Origin of the sequence: Bacillus sp. LM 4-2, from assembly GCF_000978495.1 — a bacterium.
GTDB classification, from domain to species: Bacteria; Bacillota; Bacilli; order Bacillales; family Bacillaceae; genus Bacillus; species Bacillus subtilis.
This window is the reverse complement of record NZ_CP011101.1, coordinates 2,644,223-2,657,991: the sequence shown is the minus strand read 5'-3', so window position 1 is coordinate 2,657,991 and position 13,769 is coordinate 2,644,223. Positions and strand designations below refer to the sequence as shown.

Here is a 13,769-nt window from a genome sequence, read left to right as displayed (position 1 = left end):
ATTAAAAGTGAAAAAATGTCCATGACTTCTGACTGACTAAAGAAACATAAAGAATAATTCCTTGTAAACCTCAAAAGATATAGGTGAGGTGAAAGCAGATGCTCCAAAAACCGGTGCAGCTTTTGTTGTGGGTGGCTATTTGTTTGCTGGTTCTGTTAACAGTCTATGTCTTTTTTATGCTTGATATGTTATGGTCACCCTTTTGGCTCGTCATAAAAACGATCTTTATTCCCTTGATCATTTCTATTTTTATATCTTATTTATTGCTTCCGGTCACAGAATGGCTGCATGGCAAAGGATTGCCTAGGACTTTGAGCATCTTGGTCATTTATGTTCTTTTTTTTGGCGGGATTGGCTGGGCGTTGTATAAAGGGGTGCCTGTTTTAATCGTGCAGCTGACGGATTTGTCAGAAAATATACCCATGTTTGCCGAAACGTATAACGGGCTTCTTCTTCATGTGCATAACCATACGGATGACTGGCCTGATGGTATGCATCACCGTATAGATAAAATGATCCGCCAGACGGAGGCGTTTTTTGCGGGAACGATCGAGGGTGCGATCAGCGGGATCCGCAATGTGCTTGATTACTTCTTAATTGCTGCAACAATCCCTTTTCTCGTGTTTTATATGGTGAAGGACATTGAGTTAATGAAAAAGACAGTATGGTACTTGACTCCGAAGTCGTGGAGAAAGCGGGGCAGCGCCTTTTTGCGGGATGTGGATGATTCGCTTGGCGATTATATCCGCGGCCAGCTTTTGGTCTGCTTGATTCTTGGCGTGATTGCAGGCATTTCGTTCTGGGTATTTGGGCTTCCGTATCCGCTGATACTTGGCCTTATCTCTGGGGTAACGAATGTCATCCCGTATTTTGGCCCTTTCATCGGAGCTGTTCCTGCGTTGTTAATTGCGATGACGATCTCAGTCAAGGCGGTTCTTGTTGTGGTGATTACGGTGTTTATTCTGCAGTTTATGGAAGGAAATATCCTCAGTCCGTTCATTGTCGGCAGAAGCCTTAAAATGCATCCGGTCGTTATCATGCTTGCACTCCTTGCCGGAGGGGAGCTTGCGGGTATCGTCGGGATGATTCTGGCTGTTCCTGCGACGGCTGTTTTAAAAGTAATGATGATCCATTTTTTGCGGATGAGGACGGAGCATTGACATCGGCGTGCCGCTTGTCTATAATTTCTCGTAGAATACATACGAATCTCGAGTGACGGATCTGAGTACGCCGAAGCCCTGTTAAAGAGAGAAGCTCCATAAGCTGAAAGGAGCTTTATCAGAAGATCGGAGGAAGCTAATCCTGAGTGCAGTTAATCACTGCCGCTTATCCTGCGTTACAGGGTTAAAGGTGACGGGCGAATGAATGCCCGTAATCAGGGTGGTACCGCGAGACAGCTCTCGTCCCTGTGTAAACGTTGGTTTGCATAGGGGGAGGGCTTTTTTGCTGTCACTGAAGAGAATTTCGATTTTTATAGAGGAGGAAATACAATGAAACACTTAACTTCTGCGGAAGTGCGTCAAATGTTTTTGGATTTCTTTAAAGAAAAAGGACATGCGGTAGAGCCAAGCGCGTCATTAGTGCCTCATGAGGATCCTTCACTGCTTTGGATCAACAGCGGTGTTGCGACGCTGAAAAAATATTTTGACGGCCGTGTCGTGCCGGAAAATCCAAGAATCGTAAACGCTCAAAAAGCGATCAGAACAAACGATATAGAAAATGTAGGTAAAACTGCGCGCCATCACACTTTCTTTGAAATGCTCGGAAACTTTTCCATCGGCGATTATTTCAAAGAAGAAGCCATTACATGGGCTTGGGAGTTTTTAACGAGCGACAAGTGGATTGGCTTCGACAAAGAGCTTCTCTCTGTTACGGTTCATCCTGAAGATGAAGAGGCATATGAGTTTTGGGCGAAAAAAATCGGTATTCCTGAAGAAAGAATTATCCGTCTGGAAGGGAACTTCTGGGATATCGGTGAAGGGCCGAGCGGACCGAATACGGAAATCTTTTACGACCGCGGTGAAGCATACGGTAATGATCCAGAAGATCCGGAGCTTTACCCAGGCGGGGAAAACGACCGTTACCTGGAAGTATGGAACCTTGTGTTCTCAGAGTTCAACCATAACCCTGACGGCACGTACACACCGCTTCCAAAGAAAAACATTGATACAGGCATGGGTCTTGAAAGAATGGTATCTGTTATCCAGAATGTTCCGACAAACTTTGACACCGATTTGTTTGTTCCGATCATTAAAGCAACAGAATCGATTTCTGGTGAAACATATGGCAAAGACAATGTGAAAGACACTGCGTTTAAAGTGATTGCCGACCATATCAGAACGGTTGCCTTTGCTGTCAGTGACGGTGCGCTGCCGTCAAATGAAGGCCGCGGCTATGTATTAAGACGCTTATTACGCCGTGCCGTGCGTTATGCCAAAACGATCAACATCCATCGTCCGTTCATGTTTGATTTAGTGCCGGTTGTCGCAGAAATCATGGCTGATTTCTATCCTGAAGTGAAAGAGAAAGCGGATTTCATCGCAAAAGTCATTAAAACCGAGGAAGAACGCTTCCATGAGACCCTTAATGAAGGGCTTGCGATCCTGTCAGAAATGATCAAAAAAGAAAAAGACAAGGGCAGCAGCGTTATCTCAGGTGCTGATGTGTTTAAACTGTATGATACGTATGGATTCCCGGTTGAATTGACTGAAGAATACGCAGAAGACGAGAACATGACGGTTGACCATGAGGGCTTTGAGGAGGAAATGAACCAGCAGCGTGAACGGGCAAGAAACGCCCGCCAGGATGTCGGCAGCATGCAGGTGCAGGGCGGCGCACTGCGCGACGTGACAGATGAAAGCACATTTGTCGGCTACTCTCAAACCAAAGCTGATGCCAATATCATTTTGCTTCTTCATGACGGCCAATTAATCGAAGAGGCTCATGAAGGAGAAAGCGTTCAAATCATTCTTGATGAAACACCGTTCTATGCAGAAAGCGGCGGCCAAATCGGCGATAAAGGCTATCTCCGAAGCGAGCAGGCAGTTGTAAGAATTAAAGATGTTCAAAAAGCGCCGAATGGCCAGCATGTGCATGAAGGTGTTGTGGAGAGCGGTACTGTTCAAAAAGGCCTGCATGTTACGGCTGAAGTTGAAGACCATATGAGAAGCGGCGTCATTAAAAACCACACGGCAACGCATTTATTGCATCAGGCTCTAAAAGATGTTCTTGGAACTCATGTCAATCAGGCGGGCTCTCTTGTAACGGAAAACCGTCTTCGTTTTGACTTCTCGCACTTTGGCCAAGTGACAAAAGAAGAGCTCGAACAAATTGAAAGAATCGTAAACGAAAAGATCTGGGCGAGCATCCCGGTCAGCATTGATTTGAAACCGATCGCTGAAGCAAAAGAAATGGGTGCGATGGCACTGTTCGGCGAAAAATATGGCGATATTGTCCGTGTCGTTCAAGTTGGAGATTACAGCTTAGAGCTGTGCGGCGGCTGCCACGTCAGAAATACAGCAGAAATCGGCTTGTTTAAAATCGTTTCTGAATCCGGAATCGGAGCAGGCACAAGACGGATTGAAGCTGTAACGGGACAAGGCGCTTACGTCGAAATGAACAGCCAGATTTCTGTATTGAAGCAGACCGCTGACGAGCTGAAAACAAATATCAAAGAAGTGCCGAAACGGGTCGCGGCTCTGCAGGCTGAACTGAAGGAAGCGCAAAGAGAAAATGAATCTCTTCTTGCAAAACTAGGCAACGTGGAAGCAGGAGCAATCCTGTCGAAAGTAAAAGAAGTTGACGGCGTAAACGTGCTTGCGGCAAAAGTAAATGCAAAAGACATGAATCATCTCCGCACTATGGTCGATGAACTCAAAGCAAAGCTTGGCTCTGCGGTGATCGTGCTTGGTGCGGTACAAAACGATAAAGTTAATATCTCTGCCGGAGTCACAAAGGACCTCATTGAGAAAGGACTTCACGCCGGCAAGCTGGTTAAACAAGCTGCGGAAGTTTGCGGCGGAGGCGGCGGAGGCCGTCCGGACATGGCGCAGGCAGGCGGTAAACAGCCGGAAAAATTAGAAGAAGCTTTGGCTTCTGTAGAAGATTGGGTGAAATCCGTTTTATAATTCGCCCATGTAGTGTAGAATGATGGTAAGATTAGGACCCCAGGCTGAACTTTGCCTGCGAATTTGGGAAAGAGGTGCAAAACGGTGAGCTCGTTTGATAAAACGATGAAATTTAATTTCTCCGATGATTCTGCTGAGACTAACGTAAATGAGGTGCTGATTACAGTGTATGACGCGCTTCAGGAAAAGGGCTACAATCCAATCAACCAGATTGTCGGATACTTGCTGTCAGGTGATCCCGCTTATATTCCTAGGCATCGTGACGCTCGCAATTTAATTCGCAAACTTGAAAGAGACGAATTAATCGAGGAATTGGTAAAGTCTTATTTAGAACAGCATAAAGAGGCGTAAATAAAGAATGAGAATATTAGGACTCGATTTAGGAACCAAAACACTCGGTGTAGCTCTGAGCGATGAAATGGGCTGGACTGCTCAAGGCATTGAGACCATAAAGATAAATGAAGCAGAAGGCGATTATGGTTTATCCCGTTTATCTGAACTGATAAAGGACTATACTATAGATAAAATCGTGCTCGGCTTTCCTAAGAACATGAACGGAACAGTCGGCCCGAGAGGCGAAGCCAGCCAAACATTTGCGAAAGTGCTTGAAACAACGTACAATGTTCCTGTTGTGCTGTGGGACGAGCGTCTTACCACAATGGCGGCTGAAAAAATGCTGATTGCAGCTGACGTCAGCAGGCAAAAACGAAAAAAAGTCATTGATAAAATGGCGGCTGTTATGATTTTACAAGGATATCTTGACAGCTTAAATTAAAGCCAGAGGTGAAGAAAATGGAACACGGCGAAAAAAATATTACAATTGTTGACGATCAAGGAAATGAACAGCTTTGTGAAGTGCTGTTTACATTTGAAAACGAAGAGTTTGGCAAGTCTTATGTCTTGTACTATCCAATCGAATCAAAAGATGACGAAGAAGTAGAAATTCTTGCTTCCAGCTTCACGCCAAACGAAGACGGTGAAAACGGTGAGCTATTCCCGATTGAAACTGACGAAGAATGGGATATGATCGAAGAAACACTAAACACATTCTTAGCGGACGAAGACGAAGAGTAAAACATCGCGCCAAACCAAAGCCGGAGCTATACTGCTCCGGCTTTTTTCTGCTTTATGCAGGCCTCTTTTTGTAATAAATTGCCGAAATACAATGAATCATGTAGTATAAGAGCTGATGGGAGGAGACCTAATGTATATCAATCAGCAAAAAAAATCGTTTTTTAATAAAAAAAGAATCATACTGTCTTCCATTGTTGTGCTGTTTCTCATCATTGGCGGGGCATTTTTATATGGGAAATCATTGCTTGAACCTGTTGAAAAAGACAGTAAAACGACAGTTAATATTAACATTCCGAGCGGTTCGTCTGTTTCAGCCATCGCATCGATATTAAAGAAAAATGATGTCATAAAAAGCGAGAAGGCGTTTCAGTACTATGTGAAATATAAAGGTGCTTCCGGGTTTCAGGCCGGATTCTACCATCTGAATAAAGGTATGGATTTAGATGCCATTATTCAGAAGCTGACAAGCGGGGCTGCAGGTTACGCTTTTCAAATCACAGTGACTGAGGGAGCACAGCTGACCCAAATCGCGGCTGCTATTGCTGATGAAACAAAATACTCTAAAAAACAAGTCATAGCGAAGCTGGACGATGAAACATTTATCAATCAGCTGAAGAAAGAATTCCCGGACACTGTGACAAATGATGTTTTCAATAAAAACATTAAGCACCCGCTTGAAGGGTACCTATTCCCGGCTACATACCCTTTTAACGATCCGGACACATCACTTGAAGACATTATCAAGGCAATGATTAAGCAGACAAATTCTTATGTGGAAACATATAAATCAGAAATGAAGAAAAACAAAGTTTCTGTGCATAAGCTGCTGACAATGGCTTCTTTGATAGAAGAAGAAGCGACTGAAAAAGCCGACCGCCATAAAATTGCGAGCGTCTTTTATAACCGCCTGAAAAAGAAAATGCCGCTCCAAACAGATCCGACCGTCCTGTACGCGGCAGGCAAGCATAAAGATCGGGTTCTTTATAAGGATCTGGAAATCGATTCACCATACAATACGTATAAAAACACAGGGCTGACGCCAGGGCCGATTGCCAATGCCGGCATGTCATCATGGGAAGCGGCGCTGCATCCGGATAAAACGGACTATCTGTATTTCTTGGCCAAATCAAATGGTGAGGTCGTATTTACAAAAACGCTAAAAGAGCATAATAAAGCAAAAGAAAAATACATTTCCTCAAAAAATGAGAAATAAAAGGAGAGCAAAAAGCTCTCCTTTTGTTCGCTTTCCGCAAGGTTTTATGATAAAATATATCGGGTTGTTTACCGATGTATCATGATGTATTCAGAGAGTGTCCTGCGCATAAGACTGGGGCACTCCTTTTTAGAACGGGAGGCTGTTTGTAGTGACTGACCGGTATGAACAAATAAATGACTATATAGAAGCATTATTAAAGCCTCGGCCGGATAACGTGAAGAAGCTTGAAGCATATGCAGAAGAACATCATGTCCCGATCATGGAAAAAGCGGGCATGGAGGTGCTGCTTCAAATTTTGTCTGTGAAACAGCCGAAAAAAATACTAGAAATCGGAACGGCCATTGGTTATTCAGCTATTCGAATGGCGCTGGAGCTGCCGTCTGCTGAAATATATACAATTGAACGCAATGAGAAACGGCATGAAGAAGCGGTAAACAATATCAAGGAATTTCAGCTTGATGACCGGATTCATGTTTTTTACGGAGATGCGCTTGAATTAGCCGACGCCGTTCATGTAACTGCGCCTTACGATGTCATTTTTATTGACGCTGCAAAAGGTCAGTATCAAAACTTTTTTCATTTATATGAACCGATGCTTTCACCGGACGGGGTGATTTTAACGGACAACGTGCTGTTTAAGGGTCTGGTGGCAGAGGATTACAGCAAAATAGAACCGAAGAGAAGGCGCAGGCTTGTAGCAAAAATTGATGAATATAATCATTGGTTGATGAATCATCCGGATTATCAAACTGCGATTATTCCTGTCGGGGACGGACTTGCGATTAGTAAAAAGAAGAGGTGAACGTCATGAAAAAACCAGAGCTCTTAGTGACGCCGACGAGCACAGCGGACATTTTGCCGCTCATACAGGCGGGGGCAACTGCGTTTTTAGTTGGGGAACAGAGATACGGCTTGAGATTAGCCGGAGAATTTTCTCGTGAAGATGTAACAAAAGCCGTAGAGATTGCTCACAAAGAAGGAGCAAAAGTATACGTTGCTGTAAATGCAATTTTCCATAACGATAAAGTGGGTGAGCTTGGCGAATATCTGGCTTTCTTAGCAGAAGCCGGTGTCGATGCAGCGGTATTCGGCGATCCTGCCGTGCTGATGGCTGCCCGTGAATCTGCGCCTGATCTGAAGCTTCATTGGAGCACAGAAACGACAGGCACCAACTATTATACATGCAACTACTGGGGACGCAAGGGTGCGGCGCGCTCTGTGCTTGCCAGAGAATTAAACATGGACAGCATTGTTGAGATTAAAGAAAATGCTGAAGTCGAAATTGAAATCCAGGTGCATGGAATGACGTGCATGTTCCAATCGAAGCGTTCTTTGATTGGAAACTATTTTGAATATCAGGGCAAAGTCATGGACATTGAAAGAAAGAAAAAAGAATCAGGCATGTTTTTACACGATAAAGAACGCGATAATAAATATCCGATTTTCGAAGATGAAAACGGCACTCACATCATGAGCCCGAACGATGTGTGCATCATTGATGAGCTTGAGGAATTGATAGATGCCGGAGTTGATTCTTTCAAAATCGATGGGGTTTTGAAAACGCCTGAATACCTAATAGAAGTCACCAAAATGTACAGAGAAGCAATTGATTTGTGCGTGGAAAACCGTGACGAATACGAAGCGAAAAAAGAAGACTGGATCGAACGCATTGAAAGCATCCAGCCAGTAAACAGAAAAATTGATACCGGATTCTTCTTCAAGGAAACGGTTTATTAATCAAAAGGAGGTTAAGCTATGACTGCCGTAAATGATAAAATATCCACAATCGTTAATGGAAAGCGTGTGATTACGAAAAAGCCGGAGCTTCTCGCACCTGCGGGTAATCTTGAAAAGCTGAAAATCGCTGTTCATTATGGAGCGGACGCGGTCTTTATCGGGGGACAGGAATACGGGCTGCGCTCGAATGCCGATAACTTTACGATCGAAGAAATTGCAGAAGGCGTAGAATTCGCAAAGAAATATGGCGCGAAGATCTACGTAACAACGAATATTTTCGCTCATAATGAAAACATGGACGGGCTTGAAGACTATTTAAAAGCGCTTGGAGACGCCAACGTTGCCGGTATTATTGTGGCAGATCCGCTTATTATTGAAACATGCCGCAGAGTGGCGCCGAATGTTGAGGTTCACTTGAGCACACAGCAGTCTCTTTCAAACTGGAAGGCTGTCCAGTTCTGGAAGGAAGAAGGTCTCGACCGCGTCGTGCTGGCACGTGAAACTAGCGCTCTTGAAATCAGAGAAATGAAAGAAAAGGTAGATATCGAAATCGAATCCTTCATTCATGGCGCAATGTGTATTGCATATTCCGGCCGCTGCGTGCTGAGCAATCACATGACAGCGCGGGATTCCAATCGCGGAGGCTGCTGCCAGTCATGCCGCTGGGATTATGATCTCTACCAAACAGACGGTGCCAACGCCGTTGCTTTGTATGGTGAAGAAGATGCACCATTTGCGATGAGCCCGAAAGATTTGAAGCTGATTGAATCCATTCCAAAAATGATTGAAATGGGGATCGACAGCTTAAAGATTGAAGGCCGCATGAAATCCATTCACTATGTAGCAACTGTTGTCAGCGTATACCGCAAAGTAATCGATGCTTATTGCGCTGATCCAGAGAACTTTGTGATTCAAAAAGAATGGCTTGAAGAGCTTGATAAGTGCGCCAACAGGGACACTGCGACAGCTTTCTTTGAAGGAACGCCAGGCTATGAAGAGCAAATGTTCGGCGAACACGCCAAGAAAACGACATATGATTTTGTCGGCTTAGTGCTGAATTATGATGAAGATACACAAATGGTCACGCTTCAGCAGCGCAATTTCTTCAAAAAAGGCGACGAAGTGGAATTTTTCGGTCCAGAAATCGAAAACTTTACACATACGATTGAAACCATTTGGGACGAAGACGGAAATGAGCTAGATGCTGCCCGCCATCCCCTGCAAATTGTCAAATTCAAACTAGACAAAAAGATTTATCCGAGCAACATGATGAGAAAGGGGAAGTAACAGCCCATGGGTAAGAATCCAGTAGTCATTGGAATCGCAGGAGGTTCCGGTTCAGGAAAAACGAGTGTCACACGGTCCATTTATGAACAATTTAAAGGACACTCGATTTTAATGATCCAGCAGGACCTTTATTATAAAGACCAAAGCCATCTTCCGTTTGAAGAAAGGCTGAACACAAACTATGATCATCCGCTTGCGTTTGATAATGACTATTTAATCGAGCATATTCAGGATCTATTGAATTATCGCCCGATTGAAAAGCCGATTTATGACTATAAGCTTCACACACGTTCAGAAGAAACGGTTCACGTAGAGCCAAAGGATGTTATTATCCTTGAAGGCATTCTTGTTCTTGAAGACAAAAGGCTTCGTGATCTGATGGATATCAAGCTTTATGTTGATACGGACGCTGACTTGCGTATCATCAGACGGATTATGAGAGATATTAATGAGCGCGGACGCTCTATTGATTCTGTCATTGAACAATATGTGTCAGTGGTCCGTCCGATGCATAACCAATTCGTCGAGCCGACGAAACGATACGCTGATATTATTATCCCGGAAGGCGGTCAGAATCACGTCGCAATTGATCTGATGGTCACAAAAATTCAAACCATTCTTGAACAAAACGCGATTTTGTAATACCATAGCATAGACATAAATAACTCTGACCATATTATGTATAGGCAGGAAGGGAATGTGCGAATTCCCTTCTTTCCCTGTTTATAAACGCGAAATATTTGCAGAACGACACGATTCAGTTTAAGATAAACAGTACCTATATGGGAGAGAAGAACGAGGACTGCCCTGTGTTCTCATTCTTGTATTTTTTAGTTTATGCTCTCATACATAATCGAAGATGTTGAGGGACAACCAGAAGGAGTGAAGGGACATGGCACAAGAGAAAGTTTTTCCTATGACTGCAGAAGGAAAACAAAAACTTGAACAAGAATTAGAATATTTGAAAACGGTTAAACGAAAAGAAGTAGTAGAGCGAATCAAAATTGCGAGAAGCTTCGGAGACCTTTCCGAGAACTCTGAATACGATTCAGCGAAAGAAGAGCAGGCATTTGTAGAGGGCCGCGTGACGACTCTTGAAAATATGATTCGCAATGCGAAAATCATTGAAGATGACGGCGGCTCTAACGTTGTCGGTTTGGGTAAAACCGTCACTTTCGTCGAACTGCCTGACGGTGATGAAGAATCATATACGATCGTCGGAAGCGCGGAAGCTGACCCGTTTGAAGGGAAAATCTCAAACGATTCACCGATCGCAAAAAGCCTCTTGGGCAAAAAAGTAGATGAAGAAGTCACAGTACAAACACCGGGCGGAGAAATGCTCGTGAAAATTGTGAAAATTTCATAATATCTGTTTAGCAGCGAAACACCTCGTCCACAATGTGGGTGAGGTGTTTTTTTATGAAGATATCGAAACGAATGAAGCTGGCAGTCATCGCTTTTTTGATTGTATTTTTTCTGCTTCTGCTGAGGCTTGCAGAAATCCAGCTGTTTTTCACAGAATCATTTTCTAAAAAGAAAATTAATTTGATTCAAGAAAGTGTGAAACAGCGGACGGAGGAAGTGCTTATTTCAGATGGAAGAGGCTCTTTTTTAGATCGAAACGGGCGGGCGCTGACAGGACAAAGCGAGCCTGCGGTTGTTTTGTTCCCTTTTCTGTTGACGCAGGATTGGCCGATCAAAAAAGTTGCGGACATCCTCGGCATGTCTGAAGATGATTTGCGCCAGACACTAGGTAAGGCAAAAAAACCGGTCATTTTGCAGCAAAAGAAAATCAAAACACTTTCAAAACAATCTATCACAAAAATCAATTCTTTGAAATATCCCGGCATTTACGGCGTATATATGGAGAATGAAGACAAGCCCAGCCTTGCTTCACATACGATAGGGAGCACGAACCAAGATCCGGCGCTGCTTCGCAAGAAATATCCTGACAAGGAGAGCCTTCCGATTACAACAGAAATCGGAACAACCGGTTTAGAACGGACATTTGACGAGTTTTTGCTTCCGGAACAAGACACAAAGCTTTTATATCATGTGGACGGAAAAGGAAACCCTTTGTTTGGCATGGACGTCAAATATACAGCTGAAGCCAATACATTTTATCCGCTCCAGATCAAAACAACGATCGATCAAAGCATTCAAAAAGCGATGGAGGAGGTATTGGATGAACAGGGGCTGAAAAAGGGAGGAGCTGTGCTGCTGGACATCGAAAATAGCAGTGTTCTGGGAATTGTAAGCAAACCAGATGCAGACGTGTCCCGGCAAAACACACTTCAAAATTATATGCTGACGCCAATCTATCCCGGATCAGTTTTTAAAACAGTCATTGCCGCAGCTGCAATCGAAAATAATATGGTGAAGCCTAGTCAAACCTTTAATTGCAATTTAAACCTGTATGGGGAACCGGGGGACGACAAAGGAACCTTGTCTTTTGATGAAAGTTTTGCCCAAAGCTGTAATTACACATTTACGAGTCTTGCAGAACAATTAATGAAAAAAGACAGCTCGGTTATTGAAGATATGTCCGAGAAGCTGGCTCTCACTGATCGGGCAGGCTGGGAGGGAAAACTGTACCACGAAACCGATTTCCGCCAGCTGTATAACGAAAAAAGCGGCGTGATTTGGGGGGATGAAAAAGACAAATCAGTCAAAAAAGCCATTGCGCAAACAGCAATCGGGCAGAAAAATGTAAAGGTAACGCCGCTGGAGGTAGCCAATATGATGGCGACAATCGCCCGCGGCGGAGAAAAACGGCAGGTGAAAATTGCCGAACAAATTGAGTATAAGAACGGCACAACGCTCGTTACGTTTAAAGATCAGAAGCTCAAAGGGGAGACGATAGACAAATATACGTCACAGCAGCTTCAAAAAATACTGCGGCGGGTGGTAGAATCTCCTTCCGGAACGGGCAGAAGGTTTCAAGATCTTCCGTATACTGTAGCAGGGAAGTCGGGCACAGCCCAGACAGGCAAGCTTTCAAAAGAGAAGGAAACGCTCTATGAAAAATGGTTTGCCGGATATTTTCCCGCGGATAAGCCGAAATACGCTCTGGTTGTTTTACACATGGATACACCGGGAGATAAGGCTCTGACAAATTCGGTGTTTTATGATATTGTTAAAAAAGTACACGAAATTGAAATCAATCAGAAATAGAACAACTTCTCAGCACATGTTAAAATATATGCTGAGCCAAGAGGGATAAAGGAGTGCAGAATTATTGAGCAATAATCAATCTCGTTATGAAAATCGTGATAAACGCAGAAAAGCCAATTTAGTGCTTAACATTTTAATCGCAATCGTATCCATACTAATTGTCGTAGTAGCAGCAAATCTCTTCATTAACAGTCCTTCTAGCAAAGATGTCAGCAAGGATTCTGAAACGGCGCAAAAACAGGAATCTCCGGCTTCAGGAAAGACGGAAAAGAAATCGGATGAGGATATAAAAGACAGCAAGAAAGATACATCTGACAGCGAAAAGGATTCTGAGAAGTCTTCTGACTCTGATTCCAAAAAAGATGATTCTTCTTCTAAAAAAGATGACTCTGATTCAGATTCAAGCTCAGATTCAGCCGGTGACGGGCTTAAAGATGCAAAAGTAACAGAAGGCGGCTCATCGAGCGATGTGGAAAAAACGTATGAAAATCCTGACTGGAAAGCAGTCGGAACTGAGCAGACTGGCGAGCATGCCGCTACTTATGATTCAAGCTCACAAGACTGGGCTGAGATGCTGAAAGCCATCTCGTACGCAACTGGTGTCTCAACAGATAACATGACGGTGCTCTGGCTCGGAAATAACGGTAGCCCTCAGGATGCCAAAGGCAAGATTTTGGACAAGGCGACTGGGAATAAATATCAAGTCACGATTACATGGGTTGATAAAAAAGGCTGGAAGCCGACAAAAGTAGAAAAGCTAAAATAAACAAAAGCAGCCGGGTTACAACCGGCTGCTTTTGTTTTAGGCTTCAGCTGCGAAATGAACCACCGCGCTGTACAATATTCTTCCTTCTGCCACAGCAGTTTGGTGTGAAACAGATTTCACCCGGAGCATGATGGCTTTATTGTTTTCAATTTGTGTATTGATTTTCTTTTCAAGCTCCTGCAATGAAGCCGCTTCAAAAAATTCCACTTTGTCTTTAATCAGATCTAATTGAAAATTCATATCTTGACCCTCCAGCTTTCACAAGTCATATGAAGTATAAGCTTTTTTGCGGTCAATGCGCAATATGAGATGGCATAAAATACACAAAGTGTTTTAGTACCTGCTTTTCAGAAGATGTGGTATTATAGGAACTGTTCCATCATTAATT

The 13,769-nt window shown here is 43.6% G+C and carries 14 protein-coding genes; 13 read left to right on the top strand and 1 reads right to left on the bottom strand.

Annotated features, from left to right (window positions below; all coding sequences use genetic code 11):
• Nucleotides 1-98 precede the first annotated feature (98 nt).
• The 13 genes from bslm_RS13255 (at nt 99) to bslm_RS13195 (ending at nt 13,381) form a co-directional block, all read left to right on the top strand.
• Nucleotides 99-1,160: an AI-2E family transporter gene (locus bslm_RS13255; RefSeq protein ID WP_009967889.1), complete on the top strand. Its 1,062-nt coding sequence runs from the start codon at nt 99-101 to the stop codon at nt 1,158-1,160.
• Between the two features lie 330 nt (nt 1,161-1,490).
• Nucleotides 1,491-4,127, top strand: coding sequence for an alanine--tRNA ligase (gene alaS, locus bslm_RS13250; RefSeq protein ID WP_046381229.1), 2,637 nt, complete (start codon nt 1,491-1,493; stop codon nt 4,125-4,127).
• Between the two features lie 84 nt (nt 4,128-4,211).
• Nucleotides 4,212-4,478, top strand: a complete 267-nt coding sequence (locus bslm_RS13245; RefSeq protein ID WP_003225903.1) for an IreB family regulatory phosphoprotein — start codon at nt 4,212-4,214, stop codon at nt 4,476-4,478.
• A 7-nt stretch (nt 4,479-4,485) separates the two neighbouring features.
• Entirely contained in the window at nt 4,486-4,902 is a 417-nt protein-coding gene (ruvX, locus tag bslm_RS13240; protein ID WP_003229795.1) for a Holliday junction resolvase RuvX, read from the top strand.
• Between the two features lie 17 nt (nt 4,903-4,919).
• Nucleotides 4,920-5,201: a DUF1292 domain-containing protein gene (locus tag bslm_RS13235; protein ID WP_003246199.1), complete on the top strand. Its 282-nt coding sequence runs from the start codon at nt 4,920-4,922 to the stop codon at nt 5,199-5,201.
• A 130-nt stretch (nt 5,202-5,331) separates the two neighbouring features.
• Nucleotides 5,332-6,414 carry an endolytic transglycosylase MltG gene (mltG, locus tag bslm_RS13230; protein WP_029318172.1) on the top strand — a complete coding sequence of 361 codons (1,083 nt, stop codon included), beginning with the start codon at nt 5,332-5,334 and terminating at the stop codon, nt 6,412-6,414.
• A gap of 151 nt (nt 6,415-6,565) precedes the next feature.
• The gene (locus tag bslm_RS13225; protein WP_015714429.1) at nt 6,566-7,219 is read left to right on the top strand and encodes an O-methyltransferase; all 654 of its coding nucleotides are present in this window, start codon (nt 6,566-6,568) and stop codon (nt 7,217-7,219) included.
• Nucleotides 7,220-7,224: 5 nt separating this feature from the next.
• Nucleotides 7,225-8,154 carry a peptidase U32 family protein gene (locus bslm_RS13220; RefSeq protein ID WP_033882966.1) on the top strand — a complete coding sequence of 310 codons (930 nt, stop codon included), beginning with the start codon at nt 7,225-7,227 and terminating at the stop codon, nt 8,152-8,154.
• Nucleotides 8,155-8,172: 18 nt separating this feature from the next.
• A complete protein-coding gene (locus bslm_RS13215) occupies nt 8,173-9,441 on the top strand; it encodes a peptidase U32 family protein (protein ID WP_003229802.1) in 1,269 nt (422 codons plus the stop codon).
• Between the two features lie 6 nt (nt 9,442-9,447).
• Nucleotides 9,448-10,083: a uridine kinase gene (gene udk / locus bslm_RS13210; RefSeq protein WP_003225916.1), complete on the top strand. Its 636-nt coding sequence runs from the start codon at nt 9,448-9,450 to the stop codon at nt 10,081-10,083.
• A 250-nt stretch (nt 10,084-10,333) separates the two neighbouring features.
• Complete coding sequence (greA, locus tag bslm_RS13205) at nt 10,334-10,807, top strand: transcription elongation factor GreA (RefSeq protein ID WP_004399078.1); 474 nt, start codon at nt 10,334-10,336, stop codon at nt 10,805-10,807.
• Nucleotides 10,808-10,860: 53 nt separating this feature from the next.
• Nucleotides 10,861-12,615: a peptidoglycan D,D-transpeptidase FtsI family protein gene (locus bslm_RS13200; protein WP_046381228.1), complete on the top strand. Its 1,755-nt coding sequence runs from the start codon at nt 10,861-10,863 to the stop codon at nt 12,613-12,615.
• 64 nt (nt 12,616-12,679) lie between these two features.
• Nucleotides 12,680-13,381: a YrrS family protein gene (locus bslm_RS13195; RefSeq protein WP_046381227.1), complete on the top strand. Its 702-nt coding sequence runs from the start codon at nt 12,680-12,682 to the stop codon at nt 13,379-13,381.
• Nucleotides 13,382-13,417: 36 nt separating this feature from the next.
• On the opposite strand, the gene bslm_RS13190 is transcribed toward bslm_RS13195, so the two are convergent.
• Nucleotides 13,418-13,621 (bottom strand): YrzA family protein, encoded by a 204-nt coding sequence (locus bslm_RS13190; RefSeq protein WP_014477495.1) that lies wholly within the window; start codon nt 13,619-13,621, stop codon nt 13,418-13,420.
• Nucleotides 13,622-13,769: the final 148 nt, after the last annotated feature.